The sequence below is a fragment of the Sporosarcina sp. E16_8 genome (genome assembly GCF_017347095.1).
Classification (GTDB): domain Bacteria; phylum Bacillota; class Bacilli; order Bacillales_A; family Planococcaceae; genus Sporosarcina.
On record NZ_JADPRZ010000004.1, the window covers coordinates 15,572 to 36,717 of the forward strand.

Consider the following 21,146-nt stretch of genomic DNA (forward strand, 5'->3'; position numbering starts at 1 on the left):
TTTCTATTTTATCACGAACAGTGAAAAGAGTGCCCGATCTACTAAGGATTGGACACTCTTTGTATAATTAGTCGAATTTCACAATTTTATTTGGGTTCAATAAATTGTCTGGATCAAGTGCTCTTTTGATTTTCTCCATGACGAGAAGTGCCGCGCCGTGTTCTCGTTCCTGATACTTCTGTTTACCAATCCCAACGCCGTGCTCTCCAGTGCATGTGCCGCCACGTTCTAGCGCATACATGACAATTCTTTCATTCAACTCATCGGATTTTGCAAGTTCCCCGGCATCGTTCATATCCATCATCAGTAGAACATGGAAGTTACCATCGCCTACGTGACCGACAATTCCGCCGGTGAGACCAAGTGATTCAACGGTTTCGCGGGCATGTTCGACCGCACCTGCTAACTCTGAAATAGGCAGACACACATCTGTTACCATCATCTTTTTGCCAGGATAGCCGTGGATAAAGGCGTAGGCTAAATTATGCCGTGCCTCCCACAGTCGGTTTCGTCCGGCGTTGTCTGTTTCGAATTCGATGTCTTCACAATGATGGTCTTTCACAATTTCTTTTGTGAAATCAACGTCTTGTTTCAATCCGGCTTCATTGCCATGAAATTCTAGGAACAGCGTCGGTTTTTCTTTATAATTGGTTTCACTGTAAAGATTCGCCTGTTTTATAGAGGGTTCATCGACCAACTCAACCCGCGCAATCGGAATACCGGCTTGTAGAATGGACACGACAGCTTCCACTGCATCATTGACGGTAGGGAAGGAAGCCCGTGCAGCCGTGACGTGCTCCGGAATGCCGTATACACGAAGTGTTAATTCCGTAAAGCAGCCAAGCGTACCCTCAGAGCCTACGAATAGACCGTTCAGATGAAGACCAGATGCAGATTTTGCAGCCATATTCCCCGTATGAATAACGGTACCATCAGCCATCACGACTTCTAAATCACGGACTTGATCACGCATCACGCCGTATTTGACAGTCGTTGTTCCACTTGCATTTGTTGCCGCCATTCCGCCGAGTGTGGCATCCGCTCCTGGATCGACCGAGAAAAAGAGTCCGTACTTTTTTAGTTCTTTATTTAACTGTGTACGGGTTACGCCAGGCTGTACTTTTACTAGGAAATCATTATCTCGTACCTCCAACACTTTATTCATCAATGAAAAGTCAATTGTGATTCCTCCCTTAGAAGGGATTACATGTCCTTCCAAGCTTGAACCTAGGCCGAATGGGATGACTGGAACCTGGTATTCTTTCGATACTTTCATTACTTTACTTACATCCTCAGTCGATTCTGGGAAAACAACAATGTCCGGAAGCCTTGCCGCGTGATAGGATTCATCCCTGCCATGAAGCTCCCTTACGGTTACGTTGATGGAGACTTGTTCATCCTTGAGCACACCTTTTAAGGCTTCAATTATATTTACTGTAGATATTGTCATTTTTGTTCACTCCTTATGTAAGATAAGTATTTATACGATTTTGGTCCAACCACTTTCTAGTATACGTGAAAATGTAAGTGATTACTTAGTCTAATTGATAATTCTAAATCCGACTGGTATCGTCAGAGGTAATTAGCTTTCTGGATTAATTTTCCGTATCCGATGTAAATTAAAGGAGGGGCTACGCGTGAAAGAAAAGCTAGCTATTATGCTTATAGGGTTTACTGTCCTCTTTTTGTATCTACCCGCGCCTGATGCTACCAAGGCAAGTTCAGAGATTAGTGTCGAGACAACTATATAAACGCAAAAAAAGATATGGCTAATTAATAGCCATATCTCAGATTGCAGGCAATCGTACAATTCTTAATCCTTTACCTTACTTGGATTTCAAGAAACGTATCTCTTTTAAACGAATGGAGAGTAACCAGGTTATCAATTTTTCATATTTCTCTTGCCATAGTTTTTTCATTATCAATGTCAAGAATAACAAGGATAACAAAAATAAAAAAGAGATGATGCTTGTTAACTGGAAAAAAAGAGTTTCTTGAAAACCGCCATAACCGATACAAATGACAACGCTACTCACAAAAATTATAGATAGAACAGGTAACAATTCAAAAAGTATGTCGTAGTTTCTTTTTTTGATAAAGCGCATTATAGTTGGGGAAATTAAAGAAATAAGTAGGATATAGGAGATAACGACAAGTATGTCTACCACGACTATGAATAAGTCCATCTCTTTTCAAAGCCTCCTTATCAAATTCACCTACAGAATGACTCCCTTAGAAAAGGCTATATAGATAAACTATACCCTTTCGGCGGCTCAGTTATGCATCGAAACATAGTTTTTCCTTACAATGAATATACAGAACGAGGATGGTTGTATCGCTAACGGGTTCTCTTTTTAGGGATAAAACAACAAAATAGCAGGGGAAGGCAGGGACCTATTCGCATTAGCGGATAGGTCCCTTATTGTTGAATAACAGGTAGCAATACTTGCATTAGAATGATGTTTTAGTAACAGGGCAAGAAATTGAAACCAATTTGGAAGTTCTACATAAAACAAGCAAGCCACCTTTTGGTGGCTTGCTTGTTTTTACACGTTTACTTCTGGCTTTTGTGTCGATGGTTTAATATATTTAACTAATAGCCTACGTGAGATTGGTCCAACAATTAGTAACTGCGATGGAAGTGCAACGATAAAGTTTAGACCAACTATCTTAAGGTAGGCTGTGAAAATTGAACCTTCAATTTCTGTCATTAACGCCGTTAAAATAAGGCCGTAAACTGACATGATAAGAACCATTATAGGGACCATACAAAAAGCAATCGCCACAATAAAGTTGATTTCTCTCGATTTATCATAAGGTAGTGATAATGCCATTTTACGCGCTTTCGGTTCAATGAATGACTCTACGATAAAAGCGACGATAAATGTTATGACAAATTGAATCACTGCACTCCCTACTGTATACGATGAAAATCCGTGTAAAGCTGTGTTGTAAACTGACATAATAAGAACCATTCCAAAACACATAAATAGTCCGAAAATAATGCCTTCTTTTTTATTACTAGGCAAATAAAAACATCCTTTCGTATTGAGAATAAACGTAATTATATATGCTTAGAATTTTTCACATAAGTGACGTTTTTGTGAACCTTTTTAGACGACATTAAATTACATTGTTATTTTCAATTGAAAAATAGAGATGTACATGATTTATTGGTATAGATAGTCGCATTAATTCTAGCAAAGCTTGTAAAATTAATAATTCAAAAAAGCAGCGGCGCTATAACCGATGCTTTTTGGGTCGTTGAAACAAGTGTTATTATTGATGTTTTTTTCTTTTTTGTCCCCCCTAAAAATTACCCGTTTTTGTATCGCAAATCCTCTTTCATATTTCTTTATTCTACTATCTCAAAGCTCTCCAACATATAGTGAAACCTTGCTCCGTGGCCTTCCGCAGCTTCAAGGAAATAGTTTTCTGTAATGATGTAGCTACCCTCTTTGCCATTGCTGATGACATATGCTTGAACAACTTTAGCATCCCAATCGCTACCGTTCAATCCATATAATAAATAGCCTTCGACTGGTTCTGTTACGGCTTCGACAGCTCTTAATTCCGGAAACTCTTCCTTTAACTCGACTTCAATTTGTTTAACAAGATCTACGGGTTTCTGATCTGTTACTTGTCTGATTTCCATAGTCACTTCTGGGTACTTTTCCGGAAGCGGCTCAATCGTTGTAATGACGTCTGCTTTATCGCTTTTGATCATTTTATAGCGTGTTTCATCGACATAAATGATGTACTGTGAATTTGTACCTTCATTTAAATTAACGTCGGTTTTTTCGTCCTGTCCTTCAATGCTTTGAGTAATTTCCTTTTCCGGGACGAATATATCTTTAATACCTTTCATGAATGCCATTCCAGTATCCGTTTGTAAACTGAATGCGATGATAAGAGCAGCGGCAGTTGTAATAAGAATAGGAATTAGACGATTTTTCTTTTTCATTGTCTGAACTTCACCCCTGTTAACTTTCTCTTCGCTGAATAATTCTTTTTCTAGGCCGTTCCATATTTCATCTTGTAGACCAATTGTTTCTTGTTCTGTCCTTTTATGAAAAACCTCTTTTGCTCGTTCGTCGAAGTTACTCATTGTGGTCCCTCCTCTTTATCAATCGGGTCTAATTGTTCTTTTAGCCGTTTCCTACCTTTAAACAACCTGGACTTTACTGTATTGTGATTTAGTCCTAGAATCTCCGCAATTTCTTTTTCGGTGAAGCCCCTCACATATTTTAATATGATTGGAATTCGGTGCATGTCATCAAGAGATTGAATCGTATCGTATAAATCAGATAGATGATCGAAAGATTCTTCAGCAAGGGATGGATCATTTTCCAGGTCGGGGTGTTCAAATTTTGAAAGAGCTGACTCTTTCTTTAGGTACCGAAGGCACTCATTCATCAAGATTCGGTAAAACCACGGTTCAAAGGGCAATTCAGGGTTATAGCTGCCGATTTGCCGGTATACGCGGATGAACGTTTCTTGTACCGCGTCTTTGGCCATTTCACGGTTGCGCGTAATAGCAGAAGCCGTTCGGATTGCGTAGTCTGCATATGCTTCGTAAAGTTCACGAAACGAGTTTTTGTCGCCGGCCTGTATGTTTCGTATCAATTCTTTCATCTCCACTAGGTTTCACTCCTTCCAGAACAACGGTATTTTATTGCTCATACTATACTTACCCTTAGAAACACTAAAAAGTTTTCAGCATGGAATTTTTATTTACAAAGTCGAGTCGAATGATATATGTGAATGTAGGGTATCGTGTAGAGTACACGTTAAAGAATGAAATATGTAAAATAGAGGAGAGAACTTGATGAAAGTCGTAGCGATTGTCGGGAGTTTACGAAAAGATTCATTCAATATGCAGTTAGTGAAAACGATTGAAAAGAGATATAGTCACCTTTTTGAAGTAGTAATTGCGGATATCGGAAGTTTGCCGTTCTACAATGAAGATGAGGAAAATTCACCTTCTGGGGAAGTACAGAACTACAAGGAAATGATTGCTGAAGCGGATGCTGTCCTCATAAGCACACCTGAATTCAACTGGTCTATGTCGGGCGTTTTGAAAAATGCATTGGAATGGTTATCTAGAGTGGACAAACCGATAGCCGGTAAACCGGTTATGCCGATGGGCGTTTCTCAAGGGGCGCTTGGAACAGTAAGAGCGCAATTGCACTTACGACAAGTATTAGGGAGTATCCAAGCGGCTACACTGCCTCCTGCGGGGAATGAAATCTTCATTGGTTCGGCGGGACAGAAATTCCAGAATGGTCAACTGACAGATGAGGCTACACTTAAGTTTCTGGATAAGATCGTTGATAAGTTTGTTACTTTCGTCAAAGAGCAATAGGCTAAATAAATAATGAAAGAAAATCGCCCTTTTGATTTCCATTGGAGAAATCGAAAGGGCGATTTATATTTAGGTTAAATGATTTTCACCATATGATGAAACGGTTCACCAATGATTGTCCATGGCGAGACAATCTCGTAGCCGATCCGTTTGTAGAGACGGATGGCCGGTTCTTTTTCTGTTTCGACGTTTAAAGAAAGTTTTGCGCTGTTTTTTTGTCTAGCAACTTCTTCTGCGTACTCAAACAACTTCGTACCGATTCCTTTACCGCGAAATGCGGGATCAATACAAACTGTATCGATGTAAAGTTCGTCAGCTAATGATTCCGCGTCCACTTCGGAGTTAGTAGCACCTTTTTTAGAAAGCCACTCACTTAAGTTTTGGTCGAGTTTAGGGGCATCCGAGCCTGCATATAACACCATAATACCTGCTACTTTCCCATCCAGCTCTGCAATATAGGTATAGAGATGAGAGTGTCGGTTATCCTTACGCTTGAATAGAACGCATAGTTCCTGCTCTACCTTGTCCCATTCTGTTTCGCCTGTCATTCTTTTAGCGATATCACCGATTGCGTCGATAATAAGCGGCGCAGCCTGTTCAGCATCAGCGGGTTGTGCTTGTCGAATTGTGATGTCCATTAGTAAAAAACCTCCTTCTACATCCTCTATTATATCAAATAATACTTGTTGTAAAGAAAACAGCCCGTCTGCAAGTGCAGCGGGCTGTTCAACTCAGCTTCTATATTTCAATCTTCTCTGCGCAATGGTCGGTAACGTCATACCGATTACGATAATAATAATACCAATTACCTGGAATGTCGTCAGTGCTTCGCTTAATAAAATAACGGACGCGGTGACCGCAACTGGAAGTTCTGCTGCGCTTAAGATCGATGTCATTGCAGTCCCAACTTTCGGTACTGCAATTGAGAAGAGATAAATCGGAATGACAATCCCGAACAATCCGAGAATCAAACCGTATACCCATAAACCGCCACTGAACAACGTACCGTTCCAGACAATTTCAGGCGTTTGGAAAAAGAAGATTGCAATGGCTGCGAAAAATGATGTGAACAGCAAACGCGTTTCCGTATCCATTCCTTCAACTTGTCGTGAATTAATCATAACAAATGATGCAAAGCTGATAGCTGAAGCCATTCCCCATGCCCAACCTTGCCAAGGAATTCCGCTAAGATCTGCATCGATAATGCCGGCCGCAAGAATTGTACCGCCGAAAAGGAAAAGAAGTGAAATGACTTCAATTCGTTTTGGAAGGCGTCGTTTCGCGATACAGTCGAACAGCATTCCGACCCAAGTAAATTGGAATAACATAACAACTGCAAGAGAAGCGGGCATGTATTCAATGGCTTGGCCGTATACCGTACCTGTCGTTGCGGTGAATAACCCCGCAAGAAGGAGCGTCACGCCACCGCCGAATTTTGGAACTTTATGTCGTACAATGACAAAAATAAGTAAAGCTATGAAAAACCCGACGAAGTATTGGCTCGTTACTGCTTCAGCAGCAGTGTAGCCATCTTGAATCGCCAGTTTAATAATTGTTGAAAGAATACCGTAACAGCTTGCTGCAAAGACGATAAGTAGTGGGTAAATCCATTGTTTCATAAGAAAAATCCTCCTGTTCCATCAAAACAGTATACCACGATTAGGGAAAGTATTACAGGTCGGAAGTCTGACGACTAGATGAATTTAAATCGTGTTGGTATAGATTCTACTATAAATTGAAACGAGCTATATATTTCGGTACTCTTCCTGTATATAGTGTTCCATGATACGATGAGGAAAAATAAAGTGATAGGGTGTACATTCATGATTGATGCAACTAAAAAACACGTTTTAATTTATGGCGATGCATTCGTCGATTATATAGCGGAAGACCAGTCCAATTCGACATTCGCGACGTTTCTTGGCGGGGCAACGGTCAACGTGGCAGCGGGAATTTCTAGGCTTGGCGCGTCTTCCGCGTTCATCACAGTGACGGGAGAAGACACGACTTCCGAATTTGTACGGGAGGAGTTAGAGAAAGAAGGTGTTGACTTATCGTTTGCGAAACGTAAGAATGACAAGCGAGTGAGTGGTGTGTACATACATCTGACGCGAGATAATGACCGTATTTTCCATACGTATATAGATGAGACACCTGACATCCAAGTGGAAACTACCGATTTGTCTACAAAGGCATTTCAAGACGCTTCGGTATTGCATATTTGTTCGGGTACGATGTTTCATTTAACGGCTCTACAAACGACGCGGGAAGCGGTACGCCTTGCTAAGAAGTTTGGAGTGCCTTTGTCATTGGACGCAAATATCCGCCCACTTAGGTGGGAGAGTGAAGCGTTTTGTCGTGAGACAATCATGTCCTTTGTTGAGGACACCAATCTACTAAAATTGACGGAAGAGGAGCTTTTTTTTCTGACGGAGACAGATACGTTAGAAGATGGAATCGCTAAACTGGCGCCCTATCAGATTCACGCCATACTTGTCACTGCAGGCGAGCTCGGTACATTTGCCATCATTGACGGCAGCCTGACATATGTAGGCGTTGAACCCGTCATAGCTGTCGATACGACGGGAGCAGGCGATGCATTCATTGCAGGAATTCTTCGCCAAATCCATATGAAAGGGAAACCGAAAACACGCGATGAATGGATTGACTATATTTCCTTTGGCAATAAGCTTGGTGCACTCTGTGCGACAAAACCGGGGGCATTATCTGCAATGCCTCGGCTTGAAGAAATAGATGAATAATGATATCCTCCCTTTTTTGTGGGAGGATTTTTTATTTATTGTTCCAATTAACTAAATAGTGGTGTATATTCAGAATTATCACTATTATCTACTATTAAAGGGGATGGGATTAAATGAATAAGAGAATCAAACTGCTATTTTCAGTTTTGATGGTATTCTCACTAGTTGTATTGACAGCTTGCGGAAACAATACGAAGGATGCAGGCGACAAAGAAATAGGAGCAGATGGCGCAGTAAAAGCTAAAATAGGTGTCATTTCCTATTTAACTGGGCCAGGAGCTGGTTATGGAGAGGCAATTACGAATGGCTTGAAATTGGCCAATAAGGAGCTTAAAGAAGCAGGAGAAGTTGATTTGGAATTGAAGATTGAAGACTCAGCTGGTAAACAAGAAGAAGCATTATCTGCTGCACAGAAATTGATGAACTCAGATAATGTTGATGCAATTATTGGGCCTACGCTTAGTACTGAAATGTTTGTAGTTGGACCTGAAGCTGAATTAAATGGTGTTCCAATCATGGGGACTTCAAATACTGCAGAGGGGGTTCCGCAGCTTGGTGAATATGTGTTCAGAAACTCAATCCCTGAAACATTAGCGATTCCAGCATCTGTACAAAAAGCAATTGAAAAATATGATGTTAAAAAAGTAGCGATTTTATATGGAAATGATGATGTATTTACAAAAGCGGGTTACGATGTAATGAAAAAAGTAGCAGAAGACTTAAATCTAGAGGTCGTTACGACAGAAACATTCCAGTTAGGTCAATCAGATTATAAAGCACAATTGACGAAAATAAAAAACTTGAATCCAGACTTGATTCTTGCATCTGCTTTGTATAATGAAGGCGCAGTTATATTAGATCAGGCTAGAAAAATGGGGCTTGATGTTCCATTTGTAGGCGGGAATGGGTTCAATTCACCGGAAGTTATTAAGATTGCCGGGGAGGCTTCCAATGGTTTAATTGTTGCGACACCTTGGTTTGCACATAAGGATGATGAAAAAGTTAAAAGCTTTGTGAAGAACTATAAAGAAGCATATGGAGTTGAACCGGATCAGTTTGCAGCACAAGCTTATGATGGATTGTATCTAATGGCTGAAGCGGTTAAAAATGCAGGTGTAGCTGACCGTGATGAAATTCGTGATGCACTGGCAGCAATTAAAGATTTTAAAGGTGTATTAGGTACAATGTCGTTTGATGAAGACGGTGATATTGTAATGGAACCTACTGTATTAATCATCGAAGGCAATGAGTATATAGTATTTGAATAAATAATTGGCAATCAGGTTAAGATTGTTTGCAGCCTGATTGCATTTCTATTTAACTATTTTTAAAAGCTATGAATGGATAAGGAGGGTGCGCATTGCTAATTGAACAATTAATAAATGGTCTTACATTGGGAAGTATTTATGTTGTTGTTGCCCTCGGTTATACGCTGGTGTTTGGTGTCCTTAACATTGTCAATATGGGACATGGGGAAATTTTTATGTTTGGTGCATTTATGGGCGTTATTGTAACGAATAGTTTAGGTTTACCGTTATACGTGGCCTTTTTGGTTGCCATTATTGTTACAGGTATATTAGGTTATTTCCTTGAGCGTTTTGCATTAAGGCCATTGAGAGGGAAAGAGGGCGTGTCCCATCTTGCTCCACTTATCAGTACGATTGGGGTATCTATTTTTCTTGAAAATGCTGCTCATCATTTTTTTGGAGCTGGAAATCAGCCCTTCCGAACAAGCTTTTCGGAGTTGAACATAACGATTGGTTCAACAACCGTCTATTATGTCCAAATTCTTATCTTTGTTATTGCAATTCTATTAATGTTTGGACTCACATTTTGGTTGTCAAAGACGAAGGCGGGCAAGGCTTTACGTGCAAGTGCAGAAAACTTAGCAGTTGCAAGCCTACTTGGCGTTAATACGAAAAGAGTGATTACACAAACGGTTATTATTGCATCTGCAATGGGTGGAATTGCGGGAATTCTAGTTGGGATTGCATTCAACTCGGTTAATCCGCAAATGGGTTTATCATTTGGATTAAAAGGTTTAGCCATTATCATTCTTGGTGGTTTAGGAAACGTTCGTGGTGCGATGGCGGGCGGTCTAATATTGGGACTTTCTGAAACGTTTTTAGTGGCTTATGGAAATTCAGGTTATCGTGATGCCATCGCGTTTATCGCGATTATCGTTATTTTAATTGTTAGACCACAAGGACTTTTCGGTACGTCAACATCGAAATCAAAGGGGTGATTATATGTTAAGCGAATTAATAAACCCATATTATTTGCAGGTTGCAACTTTTATTTTATTGAATATTATCCTTGGAGTTAGTATTTACATAACGCTTGGAACGGGGCAATTATCACTGGGACATGCGGGATTCATGAGTATAGGTGCATACACATCGGCTATTTTAACGCTTAATTATAATGTACCTCTTGTAATCGGTATTATTATAGCGGCTGTGTTTACAGGTTTTATCGGTGTGTTAATTGGGTTCCCTGCACTAAGATTACAAGGCGTATACCTAGCGATCGCAACGCTTGGGTTTGGGGAAGTCATTCGAGTGCTCTTCATCAACTGGGAGGGTTTAACAAACGGTGCTATAGGGATTCGTGGTATCCCTCATCTTGGACGAGAAATTTTGAGTTTCAGTGAAAGCTTAGGTTTTAGTCCGGGAATGATTGGATTGAAAAATAATCAGTTTGTAAGTTTAGCGGTTTTTCTTGTGTTACTGATTATTAGTATAGGAGTTATTTGGTTCTTTATCAGACAGAGTAATTCTAGAATAGGGCGTGCATTTGCTTCTATAAAGATGGATGAAGAGGCGTCGGAAGCGATGGGCATTAACATTACATACTATAAGATTCTAGCATTCGGTCAAGGTGCGCTACTTGCCGGATTTGCAGGGGCGTTATATGCGCATTTAACGGCGTATATTAGTCCATCGGATTTTGGTTATCATCGTGCTGTTGAGATTCTGATATTTGCAATATTTGGGGGGAGTGAAGTTATTTGGGGACCGATATTTGGTGCTATTTTCCTTTCAACAATGCCGGAATTTCTACGTGTTATCAGCGAGTATCGCTTCATGATTTACGGTGCACTCCTCGTACTTATGATGGCATTCCGACCACAGGGGCTTATTGATACGAATGTCGTCAATTGGATCAAACGTCCAAGATTAAAGAAAAAGGAGGGAAAACATGGTACTGGAAATAAAAAAGATAAGTAAAAACTTTGGTGGAATTCAAGCGTTGACCGATGTTTCATTTTCAATAGAACAAGGAGAAGTACTGGGCTTGATTGGGCCAAACGGTGCTGGGAAAACAACAATGTTCAATATGATTACCGCCATGTTTCCCCCTAGTTCTGGTGAAATAGGATTCTTGGGCCAATCGCTTTCAGGTTTGAAACCGCATGAAATTACGAAACGAGGAATTTGCCGTACTTTCCAAAATATTCGGCTCTTTTCAGAGCTAACTGTTCGCGAAAATGTGATGGTGGGAAATCACTGCCGCCTCACTACGGGTGTTTTGCAAAGCGTATTTCGGACGAAATATCAAAAGCAAGAAGAGGAAAACGTATTAAGAAATTCGGATGAGATTCTAGAAATTGTTGGGTTGTCAGAATTTGGCCAGACAATCGCGAAAAATCTATCTTACGGTCAGCAACGTAGATTGGAAATTGCAAGAGCTTTGGCAAGTCGACCACAATTATTGCTTCTTGACGAGCCGGCCGCAGGAATGAATGAAAAAGAAACAAATGATTTATTTGATTTGATCAAGAAAATTCAAGCGCTAAACATAACTATTTTATTAATCGAACATGATATGCCACTCGTTATGCGAATTTGTAGCCGTATTGTTGTATTGAACTTTGGAAAGAAAATTGCAGAAGGCACGCCGAGCAGTATTCAAAACAATAAAGAAGTAATTGAAGCCTACCTCGGGGTTGAGGAGGAAGATGAGCTTGCTTAAACTACAGAATGTCAGTACTTTCTATGATAAGATCCAGGCATTGAGAAGCGTTGACGTAACGGTTAAAGAGGGTACGATTGTAACGATCCTTGGTGCAAATGGTGCTGGGAAAACAACAATGATGAACACGATTGCAGGTTTGTTAAAACCAAAAGAAGGTAGTATTCAATACTTGGGTAAGGATGTAACTGGACTACGACCTGACCAACTTTTGAGAAAAGGGTTGGCTTTAGTTCCAGAAGGACGAGGTATTTTAGCTTCCATGACTGTTTTAGAAAACTTGGAAATGGGTGCCTATCATCGAAATGACGCTGAAGTAAATGCTGATCTCGAAAAGGCGATGGATCGGTTCCCGATATTAAGGGAAAGACAATCTCAGCTAGGTGGAACATTGTCTGGTGGACAACAGCAAATGCTGGCAATTGCGCGGGTAATTATGTCTAAACCCAAGTTGCTTTTACTCGATGAACCATCGATGGGACTGGCCCCGCTAATCGTAGCAGATATCTTTAAAATCATTAAAGAGATTAATGAAGCGGGAACGACTGTTTTGTTGGTTGAACAAAATGCGCGTCAGGCTCTAAAAGTTGCGGATTATGGCTATGTGCTGGAGACAGGTAAAGTGGTCGCGAGCGGTAACGCGAAAGAGCTGTTGCAAGATGATACAATTAAAAAGGCTTATCTAGGGCATTAATTAATAAATAAGTTTGACAAAAAACGGTAGCGATTTCAGCTACCGTTTTTTGTGTGGTATACGAACATCGATTAGTTTTGAGAAAATCCTTCAAAAGTAGAGGCATCCTATTCAAATTTAAAGCTATAAATTTTTCCGAGTAAATTCGTCTATGTAGACCAAGCTATGTAAAATGGAAAGGACTGTGTAGGGGTTTGAAAAAAGTGAGTGTGTTTTTGGGTGTACTAGCAATTTCCATCGTATTGTTAGTGTGGTCACCTATGCAGATAACAAGTCAGCCACATTCTTTTGTTTCAAAAGATAACAGCAACATGGAAAATGTAAATGGAATTGTAGAAGAATCACTGCAAATTTATACCATTAAGATGGTTAAGAATGCAGAAATTCTAGGGGATATGACAGGTTTTTTTGAATATGTGGGTACCGCCGCAGTTGGACAGCATTTTAAAATTGTAGGGGAAAATGATCGTTATTTTTACGTGAATTTTGGGAGAGGTACCGGGTTTGTCAAAAAAGAAGATACTGTAAAAGTGAAAGCGGAAAAACTGGTCAAGTACCACAATCCGAACTAACGAATGAAAGCTTTATTACAAAAAATGACGTTGTAGTCTATGATTCAAATCAGGATTATAACCTTGGTGTGATTAGAGCAAACATGCGGTTTCCGATTGTAAAGGAAACAGATGAATGGTATGTCGTCGACTTTATTGGGTAGCTTGGATACGTTGAGAAGGAAAAAGTGGTGAAGGATAAAGGTGTAGTGGCGATTATGTATCACCATTTTCTAAGAAAAGAAGAAAATAAAAAGTTTTCAGAAGCCAGTACTACAATTCAACCAGTGGAATTTGAGTTGCAAATGAAATACTTGCAAGAAGAAGGATACGTTACGATTGATATGAATACATTAGAGAAGTATTTATTAAATCGGATCAATCTTCCAGGAAAAGTGGTTGTTATCACGATGGATGATGGTTTGAAGTCGAACGTGGTATACGCAGCACCTATTTTGCGGAAATATGGCTTTAAAGCAAATATTTTTCTAATTACGAGTCGTGTGAAAGAACATGACCAATCTTGGAATGCGGATACCATTGTTTCGGTAAGTACACATGAAATGGAGGCCAATAAAGATGTGTTTGCGTATCACGGGCATACGCATGACATGCATTATTTTAATGGTCGCCTAAGTGCAATGAACTTTCTACCTTATGATGAAGCTCTTGCAGATTTGAAGAGAAATAAGAATTTTTTAGCTAAAAACGGTTTTAACACAACCCATTTCGCTTATCCTATTGGATCGAACTTTCTTCAGTCGCAATCACTGCTAATAGATTCTGGGTTCACCACAGCCTTTACGACAAGGAAGGGCTATAACAAGGTGGGAGATAACCCGTTATTATTTAAAAGGTGAAATATCGGGCCCGGTATGACGATGGAAAAATTCGTCGGGATATTGAACAGATGAACTTATTCGGTGTTGTTAAGGAATATGGAATCCTCCCGATTATTATATTCGAGAGGATTTTTTTGTTGCGAGAATTGGACATAATGCTTACAACTCCCTATGACCCATAAATGTCTAGGTATTTTGTCGTATCACACACGTTAGTTACTCACAATATAGAACAGTTTTGGAGAACTATATTTACCTTTAACAAATAGAAAGGTAGTGAAGTTCATGTTTGAACTCTAAAGTATTCCATGGAATCTCATCATGCCATTGAATGTACTTCAATTCATTTCGATGATTATTGCACCCTTTGATGTCATCTGCCATTCGCGGACGAACGGTCCATTTATCATGTGGATATGGGGCTTTTTCCGGAGGGGGTAAAACAACGTATAGGTCTTACGCAGGCGATTGTCCATAAACCCAAAAAACTGTGCACCATTCACATTATAAGAATGGTGCACAGCTTTTTTACTATTTTTTAAGTCCAGGGCCGAGAAATTTCTCTTCGCTGGATGAATTACTTTTGGAATCGTGATGATGTTTCTCTTCCCGTTCTTCCAATTTTAAATCTTCCAGAGGAATAGAGTCGACAGTTTTCATATCTTCATGCATATCGTAAATGCTTTCCTTATCAGTTCGGAGGTTTTCAGGATTATCCATGTATGGCCCTTCAGCATCCTTTCGGTCACGTTCAGTAAATACATTTTTGTTAGTCATCAAAATCAGACTCCTTTCATCTTCGAGTTTGCCGTGGAATATTCTCCTGTTCTTATATATTCACTCTTTTACGGAAACTAAACATCCAATTTGATGGAGCAGTGCGTTTCTTAATGGTTTTGATGGGTACAATAAGAAATAAAGGCAATATCATCGAAAAGGAGGGGGTATGTAAAATGGAAAACAAGAAGTACTTAGTTACATTCCATTCCATAGATACAGTTTTATATAAAATTACAGAACTGAAAGCGCAAGGCTATGATGAAAGTGATATGTATGCCGTTACAAATGAAGAAGATAATATTTCAATGCTCCGGGGACAGACCGATGCTGAACTCCTCGGTAGAGTAGATGAAAATTGGTTAGGTTGTTTTCAACTATTCTTGAGCGGTGAAGAACCAATTCTGAATGCTTTTTCACGCATGGGGTTTTCAGAACAGCAAATTAGGGGCTATTTCAAAGAAGTTAAAAGTGGTGGCGTTGCTCTAGTCGTTAAAAGTAAGGCACTGGATGAGATGGATAGTAGTACAGAACGTGGCCTGAGTGGAGAACCATTGGATGCTCAAGATGGAAACCAACAAATGATTGATAATGACGGGACGGTCCCACGCCTCAATACAAGAAACTTATGATGGGTAGAAAGACGACTGTTTACTAATTGGAAACAGCCGTCTAATTTTTAAAAGATAAGAAATTATAATTTTTTCATCTGGAGCGTTGTCTAGTCTCTCGAGTTGCTTGTGCTGATATTATTTAGTTGTCTATTATGGTCTTGGGGCTGCCATTACAGTTTGGTGTGTTGCCCTACCAGTTTCACGAAATTTACATCAGCCCCTTAAGTGGTTTCACACTCCCACAATAAATTAAAACCCCCCTTCGTCTAAAAAGGGAGGCATACAGTCAGATAATCAAAATAGGGATGCATAGTGACACGCTTATTTCTATTTCTTATCAGATATGGACTTATAACTATCACTGTTTAACAGAAGACTTTCTATTTTAAAATTATCTATTGTTATTATCGGAAATTTTATCTTTTAGTTCTCCGATTTTCTTTTGCGCTTCGCCTTTCAACTTATCAAACTTACCTTCAGCTTGTAGTGATGGGTTATTTGTGGCATTACCAATTTGATCCTTTGCTTCACCTTTCACTTTATTTACTGTGCTTTTGACTTTGTCTGAGAAACTATCGCTTGTCATTGTAAAGCCTCCTTTTTATTCTTGTTAGGTAACAGATACCCCTTTGGAAAAACATTAAACATGGAAGAAAAACATAAAAAGGCAATTGTGCATGTCGAAAAGACAACACAATTGCCTTTTATTGTTTTAACAGCTGTAGCACAGATTGGGCTTGTTGCATGTGCATAGCGAGGATATATTGGCCAGCCTGAAGTAGAATGTTTGCTTTCGTGAGTGCCATCATTTCCTTTGCGATGTCGACATCACGTATGCGGGAATCGGCGGCAATTAAGTTTTCTTCCATGACGAGTGTATTGTTGTACGCATGTTCAAGCCGGTTTGTATAGGCACCTATTCTAGATCGTTCCGAGGATACGTTTTTAATTGCATTGTCGAGTAATCCAATTGCATCATTGGCCTGGGATTGGGTTGAAATCGATGCGTCAGACAAACCGAGTGTCTTGGCACTCATATCGCCTATGGAAAATTCAATTGATTGGCCGGCATTCGCCCCAGCTTGAATTTTCAAGGAGGAGCGTGAACCGTCTAACAGTGGCAATGTGTTGAATTCTGTGTCTTTTGAAGTACGAGTGATTTCCTTTTTTAGTTCTACAAATTCGAGAGAGAGGGCTTTACGGTCGGAATCTGTCAAGGTTCCATTGGCAGCCTGGACGCTCAGTTCACGCATCCGTTGCAGTATGGCGTGTGTTTCATTTAAAGCACCTTCAGCTGTTTGGAATAGGGAAATACCGTCTTGGATGTTGCGTCCCGCCATCGATAGACCTCGGATTTGCGCACGCATTTTCTCGGAAATCGCAAGGCCTGCTGGATTGCCTGCAGCTCTGTTTATGCGCATGCCTGAAGACAATCGCTCCATCGACCGCATTACTTGATTGTTTTGCATAGTCATATTGCGAATGATATTCATTCCTGTCGCCTGCCACATGCCAAGCATGGCACAACCCCCTCTTTATACACTGTATCGGTAATAACTGAAGGTTATTAATATATGATCTTAATCATGATTGAAATATGAAAAAAAGGAGTATGCAATAGAAAATGGGTATTTGATCAGAATAAGTAACTAAAATGATTGAACAACTTAATTATAGGGGGCGAAATGAGTGCTTGCATTTAAAAATGTGTTAAAGATTTATGCTGGTGGTAAAAAAGCTGTAGATAATTTAGATTTACATATAAATGCAGGTGAATTTATCGTCTTTATTGGTCCGAGTGGTTGTGGAAAGACGACGACTATGAAGATGATCAATGGAGAAAACATTATGGAAAAGAATATTGTACAATTGCGGCGGGAGCATTCATAGGTGGTGGAGGACTAGGCTCTATTATTATTCGCGGGACGAATGTAACAGATGGAGCATCTATTATTTTGGCCGGAGCAATTCCAACAGCATTAATGGCGGTCATCGCAGACCTCTTTATGGGATGGCTCGAACGTGTTTTATATCCAGCATACAGGAAGGCTGGAGCAAAACAATCATCATCACCGAATACAGTGGCATGAAATACCCCCCTTTCTTTGAGGGAATAAAAGGCTTAAAATTCCTGGGATAGGAATGAAGAAGCAATTTCATATGAGCGAAATGGAGGGGATGAAGAGATGATCGGCAACTTTAATGTGCGGAAAGAAATAGTAGAAGATACGCCAAATGAAACGTTACACTTTGAGTTGACGTTGGACGGCAAGGAATATCAAGGACATTATAAAGAGGATGAAGTGAGCTGGTTTCAAATACAGCCGGATCAAGAAAATCATGAAATGTAGCTTGTAGATTTGGAAGCTGAAGTAAGAAAGCGTATTAAAGAGTGGAAAGAAGATTGAATTAAATCGACATGTGATTGAAGACTACCTAGTAATTATGTAGTCTTTTTTTCATATTACACACGTTTGTTATATACAATGTAGAACAGTCTTGGTAAACTGGATTTACCATTAACTATTAGAAAGGTTGTGAGATTTATGGCTGAGCTTGCGAATATTCCTTGGAATCTTATTATGCCTTTGATTGTACTTCAATTCATTTTGATGATTGTTGCACTCGTAGATGTCATTCGTCATAGGCGGACGAACGGTCCATTTATCATGTGGATTTTCATCATCGTTCTGGGCAATTTAATTGGATCAATTCTATACTTCATCTTTGGGAGGCGGCAAGTATGACCCCACTGCTTCAAGTGGATAATTTGACCAAGAAATATGGTTCTATACATGCATTAGATACTGTGTCGTTCGAGCTTGAAGAACATACAGCAACCGCTTTAATAGGACCGAATGGGGCTGGAAAAACTACGGCGTTGTCTATGCTTTCGGGGTTAGTTTCACCAACAGGTGGATCAATTCAGTTTCAAGGCGGTGTAAAACAGGATATCCGGTCAATTATTGGTTTTCTACCACAATATCCGAAGTTCTTTCCATGGCTATCTGCGCTTGAATTTACTGAAATGGCTGCGCGATTAAGCGGGGTGGAAACGAGGCAAACGACAATCGAGGCGAAAAAGACCTTGGAATTTGTTGGTCTCGGGGAAGTAATGAACAAAAAGACGGGTACTTTCTCCGGGGGCATGAAACAGCGTTTGGGGCTTGCACAAGCGATTATCCATAAACCGAAACTCCTTCTACTCGACGAGCCGGTATCTGCACTAGACCCAGTTGGGCGTCGACAAGTGATGGAATTGTTAAAAGAGTTACAACGAAAAACGACGATTTTATATTCGACTCATATTTTGAATGATGCGGAAGAAATGACAGACCAGTTGCTTTTTTTACGGCAAGGAAAGCTTGTCGAACACGGTTCACTTGATGAAGTACGTGCACGCTATGCGGAGCCGCGAATAGTCATAGAATTCGAAGGGATACAAGAATTGCAGCGATTTACGGAAGTGACTAAATGGCAAGTGACATCAAAAGGGCTGATTGTTTCGATTGACGTCCGGTTAGAAAAGGCTGAAATGTCATCTGTCCTATCCGTGTTAACCGCAGGCAAGTTTTTAGTGCGAAGAGTTGAATGGCAGACGGCGAGCCTTGAAGATATCTTCATGAAAGTAGCGGTGATCTGATGAATGGATTTAGCGTACTATTGCAGAAAGAATGGCGTGAGCATACACGGAATTTCAAAATGTTATGGATGCCGCTCGTTTTTATTATATTTGGTATATTGGAACCTGTAACGAATCACTTTTTGCCCGAAATCATGAAAAGTATCGGTAATATGCCGGAAGAAGCCGAATTCTTATGGCCGGAATTCACAGGGGAAGAAATCTTTATGTCATTGCTCGGGCAATACCAATCTATTGGTATTCTCGTTATTATTCTCGCTTTCATGGGGACGATTTCAGGAGAACGGAAAAATGGTACAGCAACATTACTCTACGTCCGCCCGATGTCATTCCTAAGCTACTTTTTGGGTAAATGGATTGTCGTAAACGGGATTGTACTTGGAAGCGTTTGGCTCGGCTTTATGGCGGCCTGGTACTATATTGAAATCCTCTTTAACCGTGTAGATGCAGGAGCAATATTCGCTTTTGTTGCGACGTATAGTGTATGGCTAGTCTTTGTTGTTACAGTTGTTCTAGCGCTAAGCGCGTGGCTTCCGACTGGAGGGGCGGCGGGTCTTGCGATTCTAATTACACTTGTCTATCAGTTTATCGATTCGCTTATTGGTACCTATTGGACAGTGTCGCCGTGGAAATTGTCGATGTATGCATCCTATTGGTTCGAGCCGGATTCCGAACTGTCGAATTTATGGATGAGTTTGGGTTTGACAGTGATCCTAATCGTCATCCTAATCGTTTTCGGAGTATTTTTGTCGAAATGGAATGCGTCAAAAACGACAGTGTGAATAGCCCTTTGTGGTATAATCCCCATAAAGGCTAATTATTCAGACTGGGAGGGTTTCTAGATGACTACGCGCAACTCAGATCGCTTCATTTTCGCATTTAACCGTATCGAAAAATCAATGGAAAAAATAAGTGGCTTAAGCAGCTATATGTCTTTCTCGCGTTTGATTGATAAATCCAAGCATTTAAATGCGGTTATCCGGAAATTTGAGCAGGATTTGCGGGAATGTGGTGATTTACGCAATGCAATCGTCCACAATCGAACCGGTATGGAGTATGCAATCGCCGAACCACATGATGAAATAGTAGAACTGATTGAATACATCGACCAAGAACTTTCGAAACCTGTAACAGTCGGTGATATGTTTTTACGAAAAGTCCATATATTACAAGCTACTGATACACTTGCCCACGGGTTGAGACTAATACGGGAAAAAAAGTTCAATCAGATACCGATTTATCAAAGCAATAAGTTCATTGGGCTTGTTACAGCGACAGGCATTACGTATTGGCTTGCAGATAATATGACAGATGAAATGATTTCCCGGGAAATGCCGACTCTCCTCGACATTTATTCCCATGAAAAACAAAAAAACACGTATCGATTTATAAGAATGGATCTTTCCGTGTATGAAGCGGAGGAATACTTTAAAAAGTCTGTCGCAGAAGGAAAACGTCTTGAGGCACTTCTTATTACGGAAAATGGAAGGCTGGAAGGGAAACTTCTTGGAATCATTACACCGCTAGACCTAATGAAAATAGATTAAAAAGCAATGTCCATTCACAATAAGTGAATGGACATTGCTTTTTTAGGAATCCGGGAAATTTTCTTTGCCCGATATAGCGTTTTCTGTAATAGGCCGCTGTTTCTCTGTTGATGTTTTCATTTTTAATTCTTCGAGTGGAATAACATCGACAAATTTCATGTCATCTCTAATTACCTCGTCTATCGGAAGGTTTTCGGTGCTATTCATGAATGGCTTCTTTTTAGTCAATTGAACCAACCTCCTTTTTCTGTACTACTGCCTATGCTTGTCATAATTCATAAGATTATACCTGAACCGGGATCTACTTATTATTTTTCAACTGTAATTTCATCTGAATTTTTTGTGGAAATATGACGAAAGATGTATACGAAATTTT

25 protein-coding genes and 2 pseudogenes are annotated in these 21,146 nt (G+C 40.0%); 17 read left to right on the forward strand and 10 right to left on the reverse strand.

The genetic code is table 11. The annotated features are described in order from the left end of the window. Positions 1 to 67: 67 nt before the first annotated feature. The 4 genes from I2484_RS04860 to I2484_RS04875 form a co-directional block, all read right to left on the reverse strand. The gene (locus I2484_RS04860) at positions 68 to 1,450 is read right to left on the reverse strand and encodes an FAD-binding oxidoreductase (RefSeq protein WP_207149915.1); all 1,383 of its coding nucleotides are present in this window, start codon (positions 1,448 to 1,450) and stop codon (positions 68 to 70) included. Positions 1,451 to 2,546: 1,096 nt separating this feature from the next. Continuing rightward, entirely contained in the window at positions 2,547 to 3,029 is a 483-nt protein-coding gene (locus tag I2484_RS04865) for a DUF2798 domain-containing protein (RefSeq protein WP_207149916.1), read from the reverse strand. 326 nt (positions 3,030 to 3,355) lie between these two features. Continuing rightward, entirely contained in the window at positions 3,356 to 4,108 is a 753-nt protein-coding gene (locus I2484_RS04870; protein ID WP_207149917.1) for a hypothetical protein, read from the reverse strand. Further along, positions 4,105 to 4,635, reverse strand: coding sequence for an RNA polymerase sigma factor (locus tag I2484_RS04875; protein ID WP_207150099.1), 531 nt, complete (start codon positions 4,633 to 4,635; stop codon positions 4,105 to 4,107). The genes I2484_RS04870 and I2484_RS04875 overlap by 4 nt, the downstream gene beginning before the upstream one ends. 193 nt (positions 4,636 to 4,828) lie before the next feature. Here I2484_RS04875 and I2484_RS04880 point away from each other — a divergent pair, with 193 nt between their 5' ends. Further along, positions 4,829 to 5,365, forward strand: a complete 537-nt coding sequence (locus tag I2484_RS04880) for an NADPH-dependent FMN reductase (RefSeq protein WP_207149918.1) — start codon at positions 4,829 to 4,831, stop codon at positions 5,363 to 5,365. A 74-nt stretch (positions 5,366 to 5,439) separates the two neighbouring features. Here I2484_RS04880 and I2484_RS04885 read toward each other — a convergent pair whose 3' ends face one another. Together I2484_RS04885 and I2484_RS04890 are read right to left on the reverse strand one after the other, a co-directional pair. After that, positions 5,440 to 6,003 carry a GNAT family N-acetyltransferase gene (locus I2484_RS04885; RefSeq protein WP_207149919.1) on the reverse strand — a complete coding sequence of 188 codons (564 nt, stop codon included), beginning with the start codon at positions 6,001 to 6,003 and terminating at the stop codon, positions 5,440 to 5,442. Between the two features lie 93 nt (positions 6,004 to 6,096). Continuing rightward, positions 6,097 to 6,984, reverse strand: coding sequence for an EamA family transporter (locus I2484_RS04890; protein WP_207149920.1), 888 nt, complete (start codon positions 6,982 to 6,984; stop codon positions 6,097 to 6,099). 204 nt (positions 6,985 to 7,188) lie between these two features. Here I2484_RS04890 and I2484_RS04895 point away from each other — a divergent pair, with 204 nt between their 5' ends. The 8 genes from I2484_RS04895 (at position 7,189) to I2484_RS04930 (ending at position 14,207) form a co-directional block, all read left to right on the forward strand. Next, positions 7,189 to 8,127 (forward strand): carbohydrate kinase family protein, encoded by a 939-nt coding sequence (locus I2484_RS04895; protein ID WP_207149921.1) that lies wholly within the window; start codon positions 7,189 to 7,191, stop codon positions 8,125 to 8,127. Positions 8,128 to 8,240: 113 nt separating this feature from the next. Further along, positions 8,241 to 9,395 carry an ABC transporter substrate-binding protein gene (locus I2484_RS04900; RefSeq protein ID WP_207149922.1) on the forward strand — a complete coding sequence of 385 codons (1,155 nt, stop codon included), beginning with the start codon at positions 8,241 to 8,243 and terminating at the stop codon, positions 9,393 to 9,395. A 92-nt stretch (positions 9,396 to 9,487) separates the two neighbouring features. Next, positions 9,488 to 10,372 carry a branched-chain amino acid ABC transporter permease gene (locus I2484_RS04905; protein ID WP_207149923.1) on the forward strand — a complete coding sequence of 295 codons (885 nt, stop codon included), beginning with the start codon at positions 9,488 to 9,490 and terminating at the stop codon, positions 10,370 to 10,372. A gap of 4 nt (positions 10,373 to 10,376) precedes the next feature. Next, positions 10,377 to 11,357, forward strand: a complete 981-nt coding sequence (locus I2484_RS04910; RefSeq protein WP_207149924.1) for a branched-chain amino acid ABC transporter permease — start codon at positions 10,377 to 10,379, stop codon at positions 11,355 to 11,357. Beyond that, positions 11,329 to 12,102, forward strand: a complete 774-nt coding sequence (locus I2484_RS04915) for an ABC transporter ATP-binding protein (protein ID WP_207149925.1) — start codon at positions 11,329 to 11,331, stop codon at positions 12,100 to 12,102. The genes I2484_RS04910 and I2484_RS04915 overlap by 29 nt, the downstream gene beginning before the upstream one ends. Then, positions 12,095 to 12,796, forward strand: coding sequence for an ABC transporter ATP-binding protein (locus I2484_RS04920; protein WP_207149926.1), 702 nt, complete (start codon positions 12,095 to 12,097; stop codon positions 12,794 to 12,796). The genes I2484_RS04915 and I2484_RS04920 overlap by 8 nt, the downstream gene beginning before the upstream one ends. Positions 12,797 to 12,990: 194 nt before the next feature. After that, positions 12,991 to 13,368, forward strand: coding sequence for a hypothetical protein (locus I2484_RS04925; RefSeq protein ID WP_207149927.1), 378 nt, complete (start codon positions 12,991 to 12,993; stop codon positions 13,366 to 13,368). 167 nt (positions 13,369 to 13,535) lie between these two features. Further along, positions 13,536 to 14,207, forward strand: a complete 672-nt coding sequence (locus I2484_RS04930; protein ID WP_207149928.1) for a polysaccharide deacetylase family protein — start codon at positions 13,536 to 13,538, stop codon at positions 14,205 to 14,207. Between the two features lie 513 nt (positions 14,208 to 14,720). On the opposite strand, the gene I2484_RS04935 is transcribed toward I2484_RS04930, so the two are convergent. Beyond that, entirely contained in the window at positions 14,721 to 14,966 is a 246-nt protein-coding gene (locus tag I2484_RS04935) for a hypothetical protein (protein ID WP_207149929.1), read from the reverse strand. Positions 14,967 to 15,142: 176 nt separating this feature from the next. Here I2484_RS04935 and I2484_RS04940 point away from each other — a divergent pair, with 176 nt between their 5' ends. Next, positions 15,143 to 15,598, forward strand: a complete 456-nt coding sequence (locus I2484_RS04940; RefSeq protein WP_207149930.1) for a YflT domain-containing protein — start codon at positions 15,143 to 15,145, stop codon at positions 15,596 to 15,598. Between the two features lie 373 nt (positions 15,599 to 15,971). On the opposite strand, the gene I2484_RS04945 is transcribed toward I2484_RS04940, so the two are convergent. Both I2484_RS04945 and I2484_RS04950 read right to left on the reverse strand, forming a co-directional pair. Continuing rightward, positions 15,972 to 16,166: a CsbD family protein gene (locus tag I2484_RS04945; RefSeq protein WP_207149931.1), complete on the reverse strand. Its 195-nt coding sequence runs from the start codon at positions 16,164 to 16,166 to the stop codon at positions 15,972 to 15,974. 118 nt (positions 16,167 to 16,284) lie between these two features. Next, the gene (locus I2484_RS04950; RefSeq protein WP_275956873.1) at positions 16,285 to 17,100 is read right to left on the reverse strand and encodes a flagellin N-terminal helical domain-containing protein; all 816 of its coding nucleotides are present in this window, start codon (positions 17,098 to 17,100) and stop codon (positions 16,285 to 16,287) included. Positions 17,101 to 17,269: 169 nt separating this feature from the next. On the opposite strand from I2484_RS04950, the pseudogene I2484_RS04955 reads away from it, so the two are divergent. The 7 genes and pseudogenes from I2484_RS04955 to I2484_RS04985 all read left to right on the forward strand — a co-directional run. Beyond that, positions 17,270 to 17,461, forward strand: a pseudogene (locus I2484_RS04955) (ATP-binding cassette domain-containing protein); the annotation flags it as partial. Then, a pseudogene (locus I2484_RS04960) lies at positions 17,452 to 17,670 on the forward strand (ABC transporter permease); the annotation flags it as partial. The pseudogenes I2484_RS04955 and I2484_RS04960, both read left to right, overlap by 10 nt. A 96-nt stretch (positions 17,671 to 17,766) precedes the next feature. Beyond that, positions 17,767 to 17,931 (forward strand): hypothetical protein, encoded by a 165-nt coding sequence (locus I2484_RS04965; RefSeq protein WP_207149933.1) that lies wholly within the window; start codon positions 17,767 to 17,769, stop codon positions 17,929 to 17,931. A 195-nt stretch (positions 17,932 to 18,126) separates the two neighbouring features. Next, entirely contained in the window at positions 18,127 to 18,327 is a 201-nt protein-coding gene (locus I2484_RS04970; RefSeq protein ID WP_207149934.1) for a PLDc N-terminal domain-containing protein, read from the forward strand. After that, complete coding sequence (locus I2484_RS04975; protein ID WP_207149936.1) at positions 18,324 to 19,223, forward strand: ABC transporter ATP-binding protein; 900 nt, start codon at positions 18,324 to 18,326, stop codon at positions 19,221 to 19,223. The genes I2484_RS04970 and I2484_RS04975 overlap by 4 nt, the downstream gene beginning before the upstream one ends. Then, positions 19,223 to 20,005 (forward strand): ABC transporter permease subunit, encoded by a 783-nt coding sequence (locus I2484_RS04980; protein WP_207149937.1) that lies wholly within the window; start codon positions 19,223 to 19,225, stop codon positions 20,003 to 20,005. The genes I2484_RS04975 and I2484_RS04980 overlap by 1 nt, the downstream gene beginning before the upstream one ends. A gap of 60 nt (positions 20,006 to 20,065) precedes the next feature. Then, positions 20,066 to 20,770, forward strand: coding sequence for a CBS domain-containing protein (locus I2484_RS04985; RefSeq protein WP_207149940.1), 705 nt, complete (start codon positions 20,066 to 20,068; stop codon positions 20,768 to 20,770). Between the two features lie 42 nt (positions 20,771 to 20,812). Here I2484_RS04985 and I2484_RS04990 read toward each other — a convergent pair whose 3' ends face one another. Beyond that, a complete protein-coding gene (locus I2484_RS04990; protein WP_207149942.1) occupies positions 20,813 to 20,998 on the reverse strand; it encodes a hypothetical protein in 186 nt (61 codons plus the stop codon). Between the last annotated feature and the right edge of the window lie 148 nt (positions 20,999 to 21,146).

Bases quoted from the DNA above. Each gene is read 5' to 3' on its own strand.
- I2484_RS04860 (WP_207149915.1), bottom strand. From the start codon at position 1,450: ATGACAATATCTACAGTAAATATAATTGAAGCCTTAAAAGGTGTGCTC.
- I2484_RS04870 (WP_207149917.1), bottom strand. From the start codon at position 4,108: ATGAGTAACTTCGACGAACGAGCAAAAGAGGTTTTTCATAAAAGGACA.
- I2484_RS04875 (WP_207150099.1), bottom strand. From the start codon at position 4,635: ATGAAAGAATTGATACGAAACATACAGGCCGGCGACAAAAACTCGTTT.
- I2484_RS04880 (WP_207149918.1), top strand. From the start codon at position 4,829: ATGAAAGTCGTAGCGATTGTCGGGAGTTTACGAAAAGATTCATTCAAT.
- I2484_RS04885 (WP_207149919.1), bottom strand. From the start codon at position 6,003: ATGGACATCACAATTCGACAAGCACAACCCGCTGATGCTGAACAGGCT.
- I2484_RS04890 (WP_207149920.1), bottom strand. From the start codon at position 6,984: ATGAAACAATGGATTTACCCACTACTTATCGTCTTTGCAGCAAGCTGT.
- I2484_RS04895 (WP_207149921.1), top strand. From the start codon at position 7,189: ATGATTGATGCAACTAAAAAACACGTTTTAATTTATGGCGATGCATTC.
- I2484_RS04900 (WP_207149922.1), top strand. From the start codon at position 8,241: ATGAATAAGAGAATCAAACTGCTATTTTCAGTTTTGATGGTATTCTCA.
- I2484_RS04910 (WP_207149924.1), top strand. From the start codon at position 10,377: ATGTTAAGCGAATTAATAAACCCATATTATTTGCAGGTTGCAACTTTT.
- I2484_RS04915 (WP_207149925.1), top strand. From the start codon at position 11,329: ATGGTACTGGAAATAAAAAAGATAAGTAAAAACTTTGGTGGAATTCAA.
- I2484_RS04935 (WP_207149929.1), bottom strand. From the start codon at position 14,966: ATGACTAACAAAAATGTATTTACTGAACGTGACCGAAAGGATGCTGAA.
- I2484_RS04940 (WP_207149930.1), top strand. From the start codon at position 15,143: ATGGAAAACAAGAAGTACTTAGTTACATTCCATTCCATAGATACAGTT.
- I2484_RS04945 (WP_207149931.1), bottom strand. From the start codon at position 16,166: ATGACAAGCGATAGTTTCTCAGACAAAGTCAAAAGCACAGTAAATAAA.
- I2484_RS04950 (WP_275956873.1), bottom strand. From the start codon at position 17,100: ATGCTTGGCATGTGGCAGGCGACAGGAATGAATATCATTCGCAATATG.
- I2484_RS04965 (WP_207149933.1), top strand. From the start codon at position 17,767: ATGATCGGCAACTTTAATGTGCGGAAAGAAATAGTAGAAGATACGCCA.
- I2484_RS04970 (WP_207149934.1), top strand. From the start codon at position 18,127: ATGGCTGAGCTTGCGAATATTCCTTGGAATCTTATTATGCCTTTGATT.
- I2484_RS04975 (WP_207149936.1), top strand. From the start codon at position 18,324: ATGACCCCACTGCTTCAAGTGGATAATTTGACCAAGAAATATGGTTCT.
- I2484_RS04980 (WP_207149937.1), top strand. From the start codon at position 19,223: ATGAATGGATTTAGCGTACTATTGCAGAAAGAATGGCGTGAGCATACA.
- I2484_RS04985 (WP_207149940.1), top strand. From the start codon at position 20,066: ATGACTACGCGCAACTCAGATCGCTTCATTTTCGCATTTAACCGTATC.